Consider the following 16,455-nt stretch of genomic DNA (forward strand, 5'->3'; position numbering starts at 1 on the left):
GAAACCGTGCGGTCACCCGAATTTTGCGAACGTCTGCTAATGGAGCGTCGGTTCTGTTGAGTTGAGTCGCAGCATCGCGCGATTCGGGCTCACAACCGCCGAATGCCGGCGCAGCACGCAGCTCGACCAAGGTGGCACAAGAGCAGCTGTTCGCCGAATCCGCCAAACCCTTGGCTTTTCACCGCTTGAACCGGCGCGTTGCCGTTCGCGTATCAGCAACTGTCGTTGGCACCAGGAGCGGCGAAACCGGGTAGTGAGCCCAACTTGACCAATGCTGCGCTAATTCTGAACGGTCATGAGGCGTGCGATGTCGACATTGCCGCAAACAGGGGTGACCCAAACCAGAAGCTTACTCCGCCTTAATTGCTGTGGTGGAGGGTTCAGCAGGGCAGACACACCGGGTAGCGACCCGATTGCACGCCTACTCTGCGGCTTCGTGAGTTTGAGTTCGGGATATCAGGGTGGCGATCTCGGGACGGCAGGAGCCACAGTTTGTGCCCGCCTCCAGCGCCGAACCAATTTGATCCACGCTCCTCAATCCGTCGGTCTCGATAGCTTGAAGGATAGTGTTTTCTCCGACATTGAAACACGAACATAGAATCGGACCGGGATCGGGCCGGTCCGCTGGGGCGACCCCGGTCAGCGCCTCCGGAGCCTTGGTGCCAGGAAGCGTTGCAAGGTAGTCGCGCATCACTGCGACGGGTTCAGCCGCGATGAAAAGAGCGGCACGCAACCTACCGTTTTCGTGCAGAGCCAGCCGAGTGAGGCCGCGGCCTGTGTCTCTGAGCATTTGCAGGCGTGCCTCAGGCAGGCGGAACATGGCACGCGCAGCGGCTTCCCAGTCGCCGACAGCCGACAGGCCGGCCAGTTCGGCACGATACCCGGCATGAGTTCGGGCAAGCGCCCAATAGTCGGCATCCGGAACCAATGCACTGTCCGAGACCGCAAAGCCGTACCAAGCCGCCGGGAACCGCTCCAGCGATACCACGCTTGCCTTGCTCTCAGGTTGGCCTGAGATGGGGTCGGTTTCTGCGGCGACCAGGGCGTTAATTCGCGCGGTTGGTGCGGTTGCCGCGCTCCAGTGCATCGGCGTGAACAGTTGGCCCAGTTGCACGGCTTCGGTGATCCGCGCCCGCAGGATCGCGGTGCCATGCGAATTGCGCAGCCGGACAAGATCCGCCGCGCCAATGCCGAGCTCTCTGGCATCCGTCGGATGGATGTCGACATAAGGCTCGGCCAGATGCGCTGACAATCGCGGCGACCGGGCGGTGCGCGTCATCGTATGCCATTGATCGCGGTTGCGCCCGGTATTGAGCCGGAACCAATGGCACAGGTCGGTTGCGACGACTGGTGGCTTCCAGCGGACCGGGAGCATTCTTGCCTTTCCGTCGTTATGAAAGAAACGACCATTGGCAAAGAAACGGCCACCTTCTCGCGTTGTCGTTTTCGGCCAGCGCGTCGGGGTCAGCGCGTCATAGGCCTCGTTGTCCAGATCGCTCAGCCCGGAGATGTCGAAATCACGTCCGAAACGCCCGGCGATGCCCGAAAGCGTGGCGTATTCTCGGAAGATCTCGGCGGCCGTTTCGTAGGAGAACTCCTTTTCCCATCCCATACGGCGCCCGACCTCCGCCAGGATCTGCCAATCGGGCCGGGCCTCTCCGGGTGCTGGCAGCACGGCGCGCTGCCGGCTGATCGTGCGGTCCGAATTGGTGACAGTGCCGCTTTTCTCGGCCCAAGCTGCGGCGGGCAAGAGGACATCGGCCAGCCGGGCGGTGTCGGTTTCGGCAGTGACGTCGCTGACCACGGTGAAGTCGCACGCATCTATGGCCGCGCGTACGGAATCGGCCTCCGGCATGGTGACCGCCGGATTGGTGTGGATGATCCAGAGCGCCTTGATCCGGCCTTCGGCCACCGCACGGAACATGTCGACCGCCTTCAGCCCCGGCGCGTCCGGAATCGTGGGCGCGGACCAGAACTCCCGCACCGCGGCCCGGTGTTCGGCATTTTCCAGGTCCAGATGGCACGCCAGCATGTTGGCAAGCCCGCCCACCTCGCGCCCCCCCATTGCGTTCGGCTGGCCGGTCACAGAAAATGGACTACAGCCGGGCTTTCCGATCCGCCCGGTTGCCAGATGACAGTTCAGGATCGCATTGACCTTGTCGCTGCCCGAGGTCGATTGATTTACCCCCTGACTGTAGATCGTCACCACCTTTTCGGTGCGGATCCACAAGTTGCAGAAGGCGCGCAACTGAGCCGGATCCAGCCCGGTTTCTTCGACGCGCGCATTGCTGGCGGCGTCCAGAGCGGCGCGGGCGCCGGTGACATTCCCGAGGAATTCCAGATCGAGCGCCGCTTGCTCTTCGATGGAACTCAGAAGCAGGTTGAACAAAGCGACATCGCTGCCGGGATCAAGCGCGAGATGCAGATCGGCTCCGTCGCAGCTGGCGGTCCGGCGTGGATCGATCACGACGATTTTGGTGCCGCGGGCCTTTCGTGCCGCCAGCAGGCGCTGATACAGCACCGGATGACACCAAGCGAGGTTGGAACCGACCAGCACCACCAGATCCGCATCTTCCAGGTCCTCATAAGTGCTCGGAACGGTGTCGGCGCCAAAGGCCCGCTTGTGTCCGGCAACGGATGAGGCCATGCAAAGCCGGGAGTTGGTGTCGATATTGGCCGAGCCGATGAAGCCCTTCATCAGCTTATTGGCAACGTAATAATCCTCGGTCAGCAACTGCCCCGAAACATAGAATGCCACACTGTCTGGCCCGTGCTCCGAAATGGCCTGGTGAAACCGGCCTGCAACCAGATCGAGCGCTTCGTCCCAGCCTGCTTCCCGACCGGCAATCTGCGGGGCGAGAAGACGACCCTCGGCTCCGAGGGTCTCGCCGAGCGCCGACCCTTTGGAACAGAGGCGCCCGAAATTCGCCGGGTGGTCGGGATCGCCACGCACTTCGAGTCCCCCCTGTCCGTTCCCGCGCAGCAGCACACCGCATCCAACGCCGCAATAGGGGCAGGTCGAACGGATCTCGGGCAGCGCACTTCCGTCCATCAGGCGGCACTCCTTTTTCCGAGGAGCGTACCGTCCAGCAGCACCCGGCCAGCCTCAATCTGCACCGGATAGGTCTCGATCCGGCCTTCATCAGCCCCCTGCGCCTCGCCTGTGTTCAGATCGAATATCCAATTGTGCAGCGGGCATGTCACACTCTGGCCGTGGACGATGCCTTCGCTCAGCGGTCCGCCCTTGTGGGGACAACTGTCGGACGCGGCAAAGATCTCTGCTTCGGCCGTGCGAAAAAGCGCGATACAACCAACCGGGGTCTTGACGATGCGGGTACCCCTCAGGGGGATGTCGTCGATTGATGCGATGTCGATCCAGTTCATTCGGCAGCCTCCAGGGTGAGATCAGCAAGGGGCCCATAGGTCTGCGCCTTTTCGGCCTCTTCTGCCCAGGGGTCCTTGCGATAGATTGATTGCGACAGCTCGAAACGTTCGACCAGAGCAGCGCGCTTTTCCGGGTCGTCGACGACGCGTTCGCGCACCCAGTCGAGCCCCACCTTGGCGACCCATTTATAGGCGCGGTCAAGGTATTTCGCGTTTTCACGATAAAGCTGGATGAAGGCGATAATCATCTCGATCGCCTCCTCCTCGGTTGCGACATCGGCCAGTCGTTCGGTCTCTTTTACATCCATGCCGGCCGCGCCCGCGACACCCACCTGGTAGCCGCTGTCGACGCAGATCACACCTACATCCTTGCAGGTCGCCTCGGCGCAGTTGCGCGGGCAGCCCGAAACCGCGAGCTTGACTTTGTGTGGTGTCCAGCTACCCCAGAGCGCCCGCTCCAACTTGATCCCCAGACCAGTGGAGTCCTGGGTTCCAAACCGGCAATGATCAGTGCCGACACAAGTTTTTACCGTCCGCAAACCCTTGGAATAAGCATGGCCGGACACCAGCCCCGCTCGGTTCAGATCGGCCCAGATATGGGGCAGATCCTCGCCCCGGACACCCAGAAGGTCGATCCGCTGGCCGCCCGTGATCTTGACTGTTGGCACAGCATATTTGTCGGCGGCATCGGCGATGGCGCGCAATTCGGTCGTGTTGGTAATCCCGCCCCACATCCGGGGCACGACACTGAATGTGCCGTCCCTCTGGATATTGGCGTGCTTACGCTCGTTGACGAAGCGACTTTGCGGATCGTCTTGGTATTCGAGCGGCCAGTCGGCCAACAGATAGAAATTAATCGCCGGGCGGCAGACATGGCATCCGTTGGGCGTGGTCCACCCCAGTTCCTGCCAGACTGCAGCTTGCGATTTCAGTTCTTTCGACTTGATCAGGCGGCGCACGTCCTCGTGGCTGAGATCGGTGCATCCGCAGATCGGCTGCACGGTGGGCATCTGGAATTCTTCGCCCAGCGTGACCTGAAACAATTGTTCCACCAGCCCTGTGCACGTCCCGCAGGAGGCGCTGGCCTTGGTTTTGGCCCGGATTGCCGCCAAATCGGTCGCGCCACCGCTGATCGCCTCGACAATGGTTCCTTTGCAAACGCCGTTGCAGCCACAAATCTCCGCTTCAGGCGGCAAAGCTGCAACGGCTGAGAGAGGGTCCACGGAGCCCCCTCCCTGATAGGCCGGGCCGAAGATAAGCGTGTCGCGCATTTCTTCGACATCGGTGCCGTCCTTAATCAGCCCAAAGAACCAGTTGCAGTCGGTGGTGTCGCCATACATCACCGCGCCGATCAGCCGGTCGTTTTCCAGCACGAGGCGCTTGTAGACACCCCGGGCCGGATCGCGGAACACGATATCCTCGCGTCCCTCGCCCTCGGCGAAGTCCCCTGCAGAGAACAGATCGCATCCGGTGACCTTCAGCTTGGTCGCCAGTTCCTTGACGACAAAGACCTCCGGCACGTCCAGCAGGGTCTGCGCGACCACCTTGGCCTGATCGTAAAGTGGCGCGACCAGCCCGAAAAGGTGGCCGTCGAACTCGACGCATTCGCCTACCGCCAGGATATCCGGGTCGCTGGTCTGCATCTGGGCGTTCACCTCGATGCCACGGGCGACATCGAGCCCGGCATCGGTGGCGAGCCGCGTCTCGGGCCGGATGCCCACCGCCATCACCACAAGATCGGCGCCCAGCACCTCGCCGCTTTCAAGCAGAACGGCTTCGGCCCGTTCCTCACCAAGGATCGCTTTGGTTGCGGCCTGTGTCATCACCGTGATACCGCGCGCTTCGAGGTCCTTGCGCAATAGGAACCCAGCGGATTCGTCGAGTTGCCGTTCCATGAGGTGGCCCATCAAGTGCAGCACCGTCACGTCCATGCCGCGCTCCTTCAGGCCAGCCGCCGCCTCCAGCCCCAGAAGCCCGCCGCCGATGACCACCGCCTTGCCGCCCTCGGCGGAGGATTCGATCATCGCATTGGTGTCATCCAGATCCCGATAACTGATAACATTGGGCATATCGTGCCCCGGTACCGGTATGATGAAAGGCGCGGATCCGGTGGCGATAACCAGCTTGTCATAGGGTACATGCCCGTTCTGCGCCTCGACCACCTTCATCTCGGGATCGATACCCACCACGTGCTCGCCGAAACGGCAGGTTATGTTGCGATCCGAGTACCAATTGTCATCATGGGTGACGATCTCTTCATAGGACTTTTCCCCCGACAGCACCGGCGACAGCATGATGCGGTTGTAATTGCCGCGCGGCTCGGCGTTGAAAAGGGTGATGTCATAGGCATCGGGGGCGGTGACGGTCAGGTGCTCCAGCACCCGGCCCGAGGCCATACCGGCGCCGATGATCACAAGTTTCTGTTTCATCGTCATTACTCCGCAGCAATGGCCTTGGCGGCCTTTTCGGTCGACTGTTCGGCCTGGGGCTTGGGTTTTGCTCCGTGTTCGTATTCCTCGAGGAAATCGAGCACTTCCTGCCGGTAAGCGTAATAATCGGGGTGTTCCAGCAACGCCTTGCGGGTACGCGGGCGCGGCAGATCGACATCGGTGATCTTGCCGATGGTGGCCCGTGGACCGTTGGTCATCATCACCACGCGGTCGGCCAGAAGGATCGCCTCGTCCACGTCGTGGGTGACACAAATTGCGGTCACCTTGGTGCGCGACCAAACCTCCATCAGTACCTCCTGCAGCTCCCATCGGGTCAAGCTGTCGAGCATGCCGAAGGGTTCATCGAGAAGCAGGAGTTTTGGAGACAACGCAAATGCGCGGGCAATGCCGACACGCTGACGCATCCCGTTCGACATGGCATGGGCGGGCCGATCCATTGCTTCGGCTAACCCGACACGTTCGAGGTAGTATTCCACAACAGCCTGACGCTCCGCGACCGAAGCGCGCGGATAGACCTTGTCGACCCCGATTGCCACGTTTTCCTTAGCAGTGAGCCAGGGGAACAGGTTCGGCGACTGGAAAACCACAGCGCGTTCGGGATCGGCGCCTTCGACATGCCGGCCATCGAGCTTGATCGCGCCTTTGGAGATCGGGTTCAAACCGGCGGCCATGGTCAGCGCCGTGGACTTGCCGCAGCCCGAATGGCCGATCAGAGAAATGAATTCTCCGCGATTGATCTTGAGGTTGAAATCCTCGACCACGGTTAGCGGACCCTTGGGGGTTGGATAGATCTTGTGTAGTTGCGAGAAGTCGAGAAACCGCTCGTCGATCAGACCTTCCTGAGCTTTCTGCACTGCCTTAGGCACACCGTGGATCGGGGTCACGTCCGGGAGGATGCGCGAGCTTTCGACTTTGCGCTCGATCCCGACGTCCATCAGGTAAGACGTGACTTCGGCCCGCAACGCCTTGAAGGTTGCATCGTGATTCATCGCCGACCGGTCGCGCGGGCGGGGAATGGCGACGGTGACTGGTGCGCCCAAGGTGCCGTCGGGATTCAGCGGCACGATCCGGTCGGCCAGAAGGATCGCCTCGTCCACATCATTGGTGATCAGGATGCAGGTTTTCTTGTCCTGCTCCCAGATATCCAGGATTTCATCCGCGAGGTTTGCCCGGGTCAGCGCGTCAAGCGCCGAAAGCGGCTCGTCCAGCAGCAGCATTTCGGGTTCCATCGCCAGCGCGCGCGCCACTGACACCCGTTGACGCATCCCACCCGACAATTCCGCCGGGCGGCGCGAAGTGGCGTGGCCAAGTCCGACCATGTTGATGTAGTGAGCGGCCTTGTTTTCCTTTTCAGCCTTGGAAAGCTTGGGGAACACCGAGTCGATGGCCAGCATCACGTTGCCCAGCACCGTCAGCCAGGGCATCAGCGAATAGGATTGGAAGACCAGCCCCCTCTCGGGCCCCGGACCGGTGATCGGCTTACCTTTGAAACTGACGGACCCGGTGTCAGGCATCTCCAGCCCCGCAATCAGGTTCATCAGCGTCGACTTCCCGGTTCCGGAAAATCCGAGGATTGCCAGGAACTCGCCATCGGCGACATCAAGCGAGATGTTCTTCAGCACCTCGGTGTGGGCCGTGCCCTCGCCAAAACCTTTTCTGACATTGTTGAACTTCAGAATGCTCATCGCGCTCACCGATTGTTCGAGAATGTAAAGAGCGACTGGAGTGCGTACATCACGCGATCCAGCAAGAAGCCGATTAATCCGATGGTCAGCACCGCGACGATGATCTTGGCCAGCGATTGCGAGGAGCCGTTCTGGAATTCATCCCAGACGAATTTGCCCAGCCCCGGGTTCTGTGCCAGCATCTCGGCGGCGATCAGCACCATCCAACCGACACCCAGACTGAGGCGCAGGCCGGTGAAAATCAGCGGTAACGCCGACGGTAGCACCAGCTTGGTTATCTTGTTGTAGGTGGACATCTTCAGGACCTTGGAGACGCTCACAAGATCCTTGTCGATCGAGGCCACACCCAACGCGGTATTGATCAGCGTTGGCCATAGCGAGCAGAGCGTCACCGTGATCGCCGAAACCAGGAAGGATTTCGCAAACAGCCCGTCACTGGTGGTGTAGAGCGCCGAAACAACCATGGTCACTATCGGTAGCCAGGCCAGTGGCGACACAGGTTTGAAGATCTGTACCAGCGGGTTGATCGCGGCATTGGCGACTGGCGACAGGCCCGCCATGATCCCCAGCGGGATCGCCACCAGCGAGGCCAGAAGAAAGCCGAAGAAGACCGTTTTTATCGAGGTCCAGATCTGGTCGTAATACGCCGGTGCACCGGTAAAGGGGATGTCCTTGACCTTGTCGGCCTTACCCTGTGCGATAAGCCGTTCGTTGCGCTTCGCAACCCGCTCGTAGTGTGCAGCTTCCTTTGCAGCCTTGGCGCGGGCGTCCTCATGCAGGTTGACCGCTTCCTGCCAGACCTGCGCCGGGCCGGGGATGGCGCCAAGTGAGGTTTGTACCTTGGGCGCCAGGGTTCCCCACAAAACCAGGAACGCGGTGATCGCCAGCAGCGGCACCACAAGTAGGCGCCAGATTTCCCTGACCTGCGCTCTTGGGTTGTCGCCGGCGGCGGCCCGAAGTATCGGGGTGATCCAGGCCAGGCCCAGAACCTGGAACCAGGAGTCGGCCTTGTTGATCCGGGTGAAAAGCCGGGCGCGGCGCGCTTCACGGTCAGCGTCCAGGCTCAGGCTGCTGGGGTCGATGGCAGTCATAGTCATTTTCCTTGGCATTTGGGACGAGGGCGGTAATTGCTGCTTGGAGAAAATTCACCGCCAGCCGTCCTGTCGATGGATAGGGAAAAGTCAGCCCTGCACACCGTTTCCGGTCACAGTCTGCGTGCCCTTTAGGCCGATTGGCAGGCTCTCAAGATAGGCGTTTGGCGCCTTGCCGTCATAGGTGATGCCGTCGATGACATCTTCGGCCGGGGTCGGTGTCTTGTAACCGTTGCTTCCCCAGGGGAAGTCGGCTTCGCTCACAAGGCCCTCTTCGACCAGCAGCTTGGCGGCTTCCAGATAGATCTCTGGTTTGTAGACCGACTTGGCGACATCGTCATACCAGCTGTCCGGCTTGGCCTCGGCGATCTGCCCCCAGCGGCGCATCTGGGTCAGATACCAGACGGCGTCCGAATAGTAGGGATAGGTCGCGTTGTAGCGGAAGAAGACATTGAAATCGGGTACGTCGCGCTTGTCGCCTTTTTCGTATTCGAATGTGCCGGTCATCGAGTTGGCGATTACCTCGTAATCGGCACCGACATAGTCGGGGCGGCTGAGAATCTCGACCGCCTCGGGGCGGTTGGCGTTTTCGTTTTCATCCAGCCACTGCGCGGCTCGGATCAGCGCCTTGGTTACGGCCAGTGTGGTGTTTGGATACTGGTCAGCGAACTCTGCGGTGATGCCGAAGACCTTCTCGGGGTTGTTCTTCCACAGCTCGTAATCCGTGATCACCGGCACGCCAATACCCTTGAACACTGCCTGCTGGTTCCACGGCTCGCCCACGCAATAGCCCGAGATTGTGCCCGCTTCGAGCGTGGCGGGCATCTGAGGCGGTGGGGTCACCGACAGCAGCGCCTCGGCCCCGATCTGACCAGTCACATTGTCCGGGCTGTAATATCCGGGGTTGATCCCACCGGCAGCCAGCCAGTAGCGAAGTTCGTAATTGTGGGTCGAAACCGGAAATACCATACCCATGTTGAAGGATTTGCCATTGGCGTTGAAATCCTCGATCACTGGCTTGAGGTATTCCGCGGAAATCGGGTGTAAGATCTTACCTTTCGCATCGACGGGCAGGTTCGGTTTCATCATCTCCCAAACTTCGTTCGAAACGGTGATGCCGTTGCCGTTCAGGTCCATGGAGAAAGGCGTGACGATATGTGCTTCGGTGCCATAGCCGATGGTCGCCGCCAGCGGTTGCCCGGCCAACATATGCGCCCCATCCAGCGTGCCGTCGATCACGCCATCCAGCAGCACTTTCCAGTTGGCCTGGGCTTCAAGCGTGACGAACAGGCCCTCGTCATCGAAAAACCCCTTTTCATAGGCAATTGCCAGCGGCGCCATGTCGGTCAGTTTGATGAACCCGAAGGTCAATTCATCCTTTTCCAGATCCAGCATTTTGGCGAAGGCCGGGGCGGTCAGCGCCGTCGAAGCCACGAGGCTGAGGAGGAGTGTCTTCATGGTCTTTCCCTTTCGATCCGGAGCCCTCAGGGGCGCGGAAAACAACAAAAGCCGCTGACGCACCTCGCCGGTAAAAAACGGCGAAGAGGTCGAGCGGCTTTGCTCAGAAAATCCCTGTCTTAGGGAGTGTCTCGGGGGCAGGCTCCGTTGCCTGCCTGTAGTTGAAGCCTACAGAACGGTCCGGCCCGCCTCCACTTTATTCGCAAGTGCAGCATTGTCATTGCCGCATTGCAGCGAGTAATTGGGCGTGTTCGCACAAAAATTGGGCTTTAATGTGCAATTGGTTCAAAAATAAGCCCGTCGAAGAACGCATCAGGCGGCAGAATCAGTTGCCCCCTGGTAGAGGCCACCGCGGAATCATGGCGCAGGCTGCCTTCAACTTTCGATGAGGCACCAGGCAAATCCGCTGCTGTCGGACCAAGCGCGGCCCGGTAGAGATCGCTGCGAAACACTGTACTTGCAATTTGGCCCGCAACATCGAGGTCGAGCCCGTTTCGGCTGGCCAATTGCCGACCGATCCATTCGGCCTGGCTGCGCCACGGAAAATTTGCTGCGCCGGCATGAAATTCAACGAACCTGGGCGCTTCACGGATCTCGCCGGCCCCTCCAATCACCATCTGCCCGGTCAGTGCGTGGTCGATCAGCTCTGCAGGAACATCCAGATAATGCGGACGGGCCAATACCTCGGCCGTCAGCGTCCTTGATAGCGGATCGGCCAGCCAACGCGACGCGCGCCAGACCGAACGGATCAGCCGGTGACACAGGTCTTCGTTGCCGTTGGCCCAATTCTGGCGGGTGGCCAGCACCTTTTCCGGAGCGAAAGCCCAGATCGCCTTGCCGGGCAACAGCAAGCTGCCAACCCCCAACTCAACTGCCCGCGACCCCCAAGGTTCACCGACGCAGAAAGCGTCGATCTCACCGGATTTCAGCGCATCAGCCATCAGCGGTGGCGGTACCGTACGGATCTTGACCCTGTCCGGGGCGGTCAGCCCCAGCGCCGAAAGCCAGTAGAGCACCAGCTCGGCATGCATTGAAAACGAGAAAGGCACGCCAAGGCGCAACTCCCCGTCCATTGCCGTGATCAGCGCCTGTCCGGCAGCACGGGCGTCGCTAAATGCAAAGTCGTGCCCCGCGCTCTTCAGACGCTCTGTCAGTTCTTGGTTGACGCCGATTACGTTGCCGTTCACCGACAAAACCAAAACTGCCGCAAGCGCCACGCCGTTGCCGCCCAGCCTCAGTGCCGCGGCCACCGGCACTGGAGAAAGCATGTGGGCGGCATCCAGCTGCCCGAAACTCAGCATGTCGCGCAGGGTCGACCAGGAGGGTGCACGTTCAAGTTCCAGAGACAGCCCCTCTTCACCAGCAAACCCCAATTCCTGCGCCATGATCAAGGGGGCGGCATCCACCAGCGGCATGAAGCCCACATTCAGCGACGTCACCCTCATGACAATAACCCCGCAGCTGTTACTAGCGCCTCGGCCACATCGGCCAAGCGTTTGCCCTGATCCATCGCCGCCTTGCGCAGGATGGCATAAGCCTCATCCTCGCTGACATTACGGGCCTTCATGATCAGCCCTTTGGCCCGATCGATGACCTTGCGCTCTTCCAGCGCGCGTTTAGTTTCCGCCAGTTCCTTTCGCATCCGTTGGAACATGCGAAACCGGGCGATCGCCGCTTCCAGCACCGGTTTGATACGCTGAGGCTGAAGCCCGTCCACCACATAGGCCGACAAACCGGCCTCGACCGCAGCAGTGGAAAGCCCCACTTCCGAGCGGTCTACAAACATCGCGACTGGCCGATCCCGCGGACCCGATGCAAGAGCAAGCTCCTCCAGCATGTCGCGGGATGGATTGGCGACATCGATCAGCACTATATCCGGCTCGCGCATCTTTATTTGCCGCGCAATGCCGGTCGGATCGGATATGACATGGATGTCGTAATCACCGGCCTCACACAGGCTATCGACAATCAGAATCGCCCGTTCACGATCGGATTCCACGACAGTGATTGAGAGTTTATCCTGCATGAGTCGAGCTACGGCGAATGTGTATCGTAATGTAAAGGAATGAGCCCGCCGCCCAACCATTGCAGTCAATGTCTGCCCAAAAAATAGGCGTATCTCCGGGAAATGCCGCTGCGTTAGCTTAATCGCAACATGCAAAGCCCGTCTGTAGACGAAGCCACGTGTCGGTTGGAACCCTTAGCAGGCCTTTTTCACCACCCAGCGAACGTCGGTTTTGTGTCTTCCCGGTTTTTCATTGCAATCGGAATGCTCGGTTCGCTGTCATTAGGGCAAATGCAGCGAAAGCCTGTTTTGTCCCGCTCCTCGTGTGTCGACCAAAGCTGCGGCGAAAGAGAGATTTGGATTAGGCCGAATTTTGCGCCGATGAATGACCGCAAACGAGAAATCCTCTGCGATGCAACAAATGGCGTGTCGCGCCTGCGAGGGGTTTCTGCGTCAGCAAAAGCGGCGTGAGCAAAAGTCGGCTCCATCCCGCAACTCGGAGTTTGCAAAGCACGATTTTGAAGGTCCGGTTTGGGTTGCCCTTGATCACTGATGGGATGGCAAGCGTTTCTTGCGGTATGCTGAAGCCGGCATACCCACATATCTTCGAAAGGCATTTCGGAAGCTTGATGGCTCGGTATATCCAACTTCAGCAGCTATTTCGTCGATGGGCAAATCGGTCGTCTCAAGCATTTGCTTGGCTTCCTCGACCCTGAGAGTCTGAATGTACTCGACTGGCGTCTGCCCCGTGGCTTTGCGAAACCGCCGCAACAGACTACGCTCCGTCAAACCGCTTCGGGCGGCCATGGCGGTAACCGGGGTTGGCAGGGCATAGTTATCCGCGGCCCAAACCTGAGCATCTGCAACCAGAGCATCCTCGTGCTGTGCTCCCGCAGTCAAAGAAGCGTAGTGCAACTGTCCTTCAGTGTGAGGCTGGAGCAGATAAATCTTGGCGAGGCGTCGGGCCTCATCCTGGCCAGCAACTCGGCCGACCAGATACAGAACCAGATCACCCCACGCAGACGCTCCGCCTGCCGTCACGATCCGGTGCCCGTCACCCGCAGGTATCAGAATCCGTTCACGGCGCACGCGGACATCCGGGAATTTCCGGGCAATGACATCACAGAAACTCCAATGGCTGGTGGCATCAAGCCCATCCAGCAATCCTGCCGCCGCGAGTAAGAGCGCACCAGAACAAACAGAAGTTATGATCGCGCCGTCAGCATGCGCCTTGATAAGCCACGGGACCACAACCGCGAATTCATCTGGCAACGGTGCGTCAGGCGCAAGATGCAGGTCAGGAACGATTACCAAGTCAGGCTGACCAAATTCGGCCAGTGATCCGTCCGGCGTGATACGTCGTCCGTTGATGTCGACATAGGGTGCTCCATCTACCGACAACATCTGGGCGTCAAAAACCTTCGCCTTGGGACGGGCCCCATGCAGCATTTCCCAATCCCGGCCGACCGAAGCGAGCGCATCGAGAATACTGTAAGCCGTCGAGGTTCCGACGCAGGGCAAAGTCACAACCACTGTACGGCAGGGAGCTTTGAATGCTGGCATCGATATGTCCGATATTCACCGATTTGGTCATTTGCAGGCATATCACGACTCGCAAGCTTGCGGCAATACCGACGCAGAAACAGACGAGATGAACCCTAATAGTACCGGAGAAATCACATGAACGAACAAGCAGCAGTCACTTTTGATGAGGCCAAGGCAGAGCGCTTTGGTGAGCAGATGGTCGGCACATTAAATAGTGCCGCGCTCGCGCTGATGACGTCGATTGGTCACCGTACCCATCTATTTGACGCGCTCGCCGATTTACCTAACGCCACCTCCTCAACTCTGGCCGAGAAGGCTGGCTTGGCCGAGCGCTACGTACGCGAATGGTTGGCCGTGATGGTGACATCGGGCGTGGTCGAATACGCCCCCGGAGCTGGAACCTACACTCTTCCCCCTGAACACGCGGCGTTGCTTACCCATGCGGCAAAACCCGACAACATGGCTGTAACCTGCCAGTTCATTGGTGTCATGGCTTCGGTCGAGGAAGATATGGTCGCGCGGTTTCGAGATGGTGCGGGCACCCATTACCATGACTACTGCCGATTTCACGAAGTGATGGCAGAAGACAGCGCCCAGCTGGTGGTATCAGCCCTGATCGAGCACATCCTTCCTGTGGAACCTGGCCTGATCGAACGTCTTGAGCGCGGCATCGATGTTCTGGATGTAGGTTGCGGTGCGGGCCGCGCGATGATGGAACTGGCACAGGCCTTCCCCGCAAGCCGCTTTGTCGGGATCGATCTATGTGAGGACGCCTTTACTGAAACGCAAGTCTCAGCGGCACGCATGGGTCTGAAGAACCTAACGTTTCGTGCGCAGGACCTTTCCAAAATCAATTCTCTGGGAAGTTTCGATCTGATCACAGCGTTTGATGCGGTCCACGACCAGAAAGACCCGCAGGGACTATTGGACCTTGTCTACCGCTCGCTCGCCGAGGACGGATTGTTCCTGATGCAAGATATAGGCGGGTCCCGGAACCTGGAAACCAATATCCAAAATCCGTTTGCGCCCCTGCTTTACTCCCTGTCGCTGATGCACTGTACCCCAGTGTCGATTGGACAAGGCGGGCCAGGCCTCGGTGCAATGTGGGGCATTGAGACAGCACAGGAATATCTCGCCAATGCAGGCTTCGGTCAGGTCAAGACCCATCACCTGCCTCATGATCAACTCAACGCATACTTTTTCGCGCGCCGTTAAGCGCACTGTTTTTGGAGTTCTCAAATGAAAGTTCCTCATTCAACAACCGCCATCATTATCGGAGCCGGTCTTTCCGGGCTGGCTGCGGCCTTTGAGCTGCGCGCCCGGAATATCCCGTTCACCATTCTGGAAGCGTCCGACAGGGTGGCCGACCCGTGGCGCGCACGGCATCCGAAGTTGCGACTGAACATTCATCGCCATTTCGCCAGCCTCCCCGGACATCACGCACCTCGTAAAGCGGACACCTTTTTGCCCCGAGATGCTGTTGTCGACTACCTGAGCGAGTATGCGCGTCAGTTTGCTTCCGATATCCATTTCGAGACCCGTGTCCTGTCAATCCGCCGTGAAGACGACATCTGGCAGATCGAAACCAACAGGGGCACCTATTTCAGCGCCCACCTGATTGTCGCAACGGGGCGGGAGAAAGTGCCTGATATGCCCGTTTGGCCGGGCATGGAGGAGTTTGGCGGTCAAATCGTTCACGCCGCCGACTTTGGTGACCCCAGTGAATACGACGGGAAGAAAGTCCTTGTCATCGGGGCCGGCAACTCAGGCACAGATGTGTTGAATCATTTGTCGCGCAGCAATCCGGCCCAGGTCTGGGTATCGGTCAGGCATGGGCCATCGATCCTGCCATCGCGCGTCTTCGGCTTTTCGTTACAGCGGCTGGCCAACCTGTTCACGCTATTCCCCAAATGGTCACTCGATCCGATCTTTTCGATCATGCAGCGTGCCTTCTTTGGAAACTTGCGCCGCTATGGCCTGCGCCGCCATGTCATGGGCGGTGGTTCCCGGATGCTGAAAGACGGAGTTACCTTCGCTCTGGATGATGGATTCGTTTCTGCGCTGAAATCTGGTCAGTTTACGGCCGTCAGCGAAACCGTCGGCTTTTCGCCCCACGCCGTTGAACTGGCCAGCGGTCGAAAGCTCCACCCCGACGTGGTGATCTGCGCCACTGGATATGGAGCAGATCTGGATGAACTCTTCGGGCACATGGGTGCGTTGGACAACAAGGGTTATCCACTACATCCAATGGGTCAGGAAGATCCTCAAAATCCCGGTCTTTGGTTCACTGGGTACGGATTGTTGTTTCAGGGATTTTTCCACGCAGCAGGCATAAGCGCAAGTCGTATTGCAAACCAAATCGAAGCGTGTGCCAATGCGTCGTCCCAAGCTCAATCATCGGGGTATCTGTCACAAGGAGCAAATCAAGGCGTTCAGTCTTTGGAAGGAGCGGTGCGATGAACTTTTCAAACTCCGCACTGATGTTGTCGCCGCCAAGGGGTTGGCGGCTGCATATCACGAACGCTTACCGACTCTTCAGACACTTACTGCGCCGGAAACGGAAGTATTGCTGCATGGATGAATTGCCTAGCCATCTGTTGCGGGACGTAGGTCTTGAGCGCCTCATTGATGTGAAACCTGATACTAGGTTCCAGCACCGTCTGATGTAGCACCGTTCGAGTGCCCGCTTTGGGCTGCCTTCAGTCGTAGACACGGGAGGTAGCGGAGGTCGACTACGAGCCCAATAGTCACCGATGCTGCACTTTTCATAAATGTCTGGTCTTCACGGCGACCAAGAATGTGCCAAAATTAAAGCCCATATTGTCCCAGAGTTTGCG

General features: G+C 59.3%; 11 protein-coding genes. 2 read left to right on the top strand and 9 right to left on the bottom strand.

Going from position 1 to position 16,455, the window contains the following annotated elements; all coding sequences use genetic code 11:
- Positions 1 to 421 precede the first annotated feature (421 nt).
- The 9 genes from ACR0AO_RS23370 to ACR0AO_RS23410 form a co-directional block, all read right to left on the bottom strand.
- Complete coding sequence (locus ACR0AO_RS23370; protein WP_480609001.1) at positions 422 to 3,052, bottom strand: molybdopterin-dependent oxidoreductase; 2,631 nt, start codon at positions 3,050 to 3,052, stop codon at positions 422 to 424.
- A complete protein-coding gene (gene nirD / locus ACR0AO_RS23375) occupies positions 3,052 to 3,384 on the bottom strand; it encodes a nitrite reductase small subunit NirD (protein ID WP_480609004.1) in 333 nt (110 codons plus the stop codon). Before nirD ends, ACR0AO_RS23370 begins: the two co-directional genes overlap by 1 nt.
- Positions 3,381 to 5,813: a nitrite reductase large subunit NirB gene (gene nirB / locus ACR0AO_RS23380; RefSeq protein ID WP_480609006.1), complete on the bottom strand. Its 2,433-nt coding sequence runs from the start codon at positions 5,811 to 5,813 to the stop codon at positions 3,381 to 3,383. The genes nirD and nirB overlap by 4 nt, the downstream gene beginning before the upstream one ends.
- Positions 5,814 to 5,818: 5 nt before the next feature.
- The gene (locus tag ACR0AO_RS23385) at positions 5,819 to 7,519 is read right to left on the bottom strand and encodes an ABC transporter ATP-binding protein (protein WP_480609009.1); all 1,701 of its coding nucleotides are present in this window, start codon (positions 7,517 to 7,519) and stop codon (positions 5,819 to 5,821) included.
- Positions 7,520 to 7,524: 5 nt separating this feature from the next.
- Positions 7,525 to 8,610 carry an ABC transporter permease gene (locus tag ACR0AO_RS23390; RefSeq protein ID WP_480609012.1) on the bottom strand — a complete coding sequence of 362 codons (1,086 nt, stop codon included), beginning with the start codon at positions 8,608 to 8,610 and terminating at the stop codon, positions 7,525 to 7,527.
- 90 nt (positions 8,611 to 8,700) lie between these two features.
- On the bottom strand, positions 8,701 to 10,068 hold the full coding sequence (locus tag ACR0AO_RS23395) for a CmpA/NrtA family ABC transporter substrate-binding protein (protein ID WP_480609015.1): 1,368 nt from the start codon (positions 10,066 to 10,068) through the stop codon (positions 8,701 to 8,703).
- Between the two features lie 269 nt (positions 10,069 to 10,337).
- Positions 10,338 to 11,513 carry an ABC transporter substrate-binding protein gene (locus ACR0AO_RS23400; protein ID WP_480609017.1) on the bottom strand — a complete coding sequence of 392 codons (1,176 nt, stop codon included), beginning with the start codon at positions 11,511 to 11,513 and terminating at the stop codon, positions 10,338 to 10,340.
- The gene (locus ACR0AO_RS23405; RefSeq protein WP_480609020.1) at positions 11,510 to 12,094 is read right to left on the bottom strand and encodes an ANTAR domain-containing response regulator; all 585 of its coding nucleotides are present in this window, start codon (positions 12,092 to 12,094) and stop codon (positions 11,510 to 11,512) included. Before ACR0AO_RS23405 ends, ACR0AO_RS23400 begins: the two co-directional genes overlap by 4 nt.
- A 525-nt stretch (positions 12,095 to 12,619) precedes the next feature.
- The gene (locus ACR0AO_RS23410) at positions 12,620 to 13,636 is read right to left on the bottom strand and encodes a GlxA family transcriptional regulator (RefSeq protein ID WP_480474842.1); all 1,017 of its coding nucleotides are present in this window, start codon (positions 13,634 to 13,636) and stop codon (positions 12,620 to 12,622) included.
- Between the two features lie 117 nt (positions 13,637 to 13,753).
- Between ACR0AO_RS23410 and ACR0AO_RS23415 the strand changes: the two genes are divergently transcribed.
- Positions 13,754 to 14,833 carry a class I SAM-dependent methyltransferase gene (locus tag ACR0AO_RS23415; RefSeq protein ID WP_480474843.1) on the top strand — a complete coding sequence of 360 codons (1,080 nt, stop codon included), beginning with the start codon at positions 13,754 to 13,756 and terminating at the stop codon, positions 14,831 to 14,833.
- Positions 14,834 to 14,857: 24 nt separating this feature from the next.
- Positions 14,858 to 16,078, top strand: coding sequence for a flavin-containing monooxygenase (locus ACR0AO_RS23420; RefSeq protein ID WP_480483854.1), 1,221 nt, complete (start codon positions 14,858 to 14,860; stop codon positions 16,076 to 16,078).
- Positions 16,079 to 16,455: the final 377 nt, after the last annotated feature.

The organism is Ruegeria sp. AF8, from assembly GCF_056541825.1.

What these genes read in the sequence shown, in the direction of transcription:
- ACR0AO_RS23395 (WP_480609015.1), bottom strand. Translation starts at nt 10,068, where the DNA reads ATGAAGACACTCCTCCTCAGCCTCGTGGCTTCGACGGCGCTGACCGCC.
- ACR0AO_RS23415 (WP_480474843.1), top strand. Translation starts at nt 13,754, where the DNA reads ATGAACGAACAAGCAGCAGTCACTTTTGATGAGGCCAAGGCAGAGCGC.
- ACR0AO_RS23385 (WP_480609009.1), bottom strand. Translation starts at nt 7,519, where the DNA reads ATGAGCATTCTGAAGTTCAACAATGTCAGAAAAGGTTTTGGCGAGGGC.
- nirD (WP_480609004.1), bottom strand. Translation starts at nt 3,384, where the DNA reads ATGAACTGGATCGACATCGCATCAATCGACGACATCCCCCTGAGGGGT.
- nirB (WP_480609006.1), bottom strand. Translation starts at nt 5,813, where the DNA reads ATGAAACAGAAACTTGTGATCATCGGCGCCGGTATGGCCTCGGGCCGG.
- ACR0AO_RS23390 (WP_480609012.1), bottom strand. Translation starts at nt 8,610, where the DNA reads ATGACTGCCATCGACCCCAGCAGCCTGAGCCTGGACGCTGACCGTGAA.
- ACR0AO_RS23420 (WP_480483854.1), top strand. Translation starts at nt 14,858, where the DNA reads ATGAAAGTTCCTCATTCAACAACCGCCATCATTATCGGAGCCGGTCTT.
- ACR0AO_RS23410 (WP_480474842.1), bottom strand. Translation starts at nt 13,636, where the DNA reads ATGCCAGCATTCAAAGCTCCCTGCCGTACAGTGGTTGTGACTTTGCCC.
- ACR0AO_RS23400 (WP_480609017.1), bottom strand. Translation starts at nt 11,513, where the DNA reads ATGAGGGTGACGTCGCTGAATGTGGGCTTCATGCCGCTGGTGGATGCC.
- ACR0AO_RS23405 (WP_480609020.1), bottom strand. Translation starts at nt 12,094, where the DNA reads ATGCAGGATAAACTCTCAATCACTGTCGTGGAATCCGATCGTGAACGG.
- ACR0AO_RS23370 (WP_480609001.1), bottom strand. Translation starts at nt 3,052, where the DNA reads ATGGACGGAAGTGCGCTGCCCGAGATCCGTTCGACCTGCCCCTATTGC.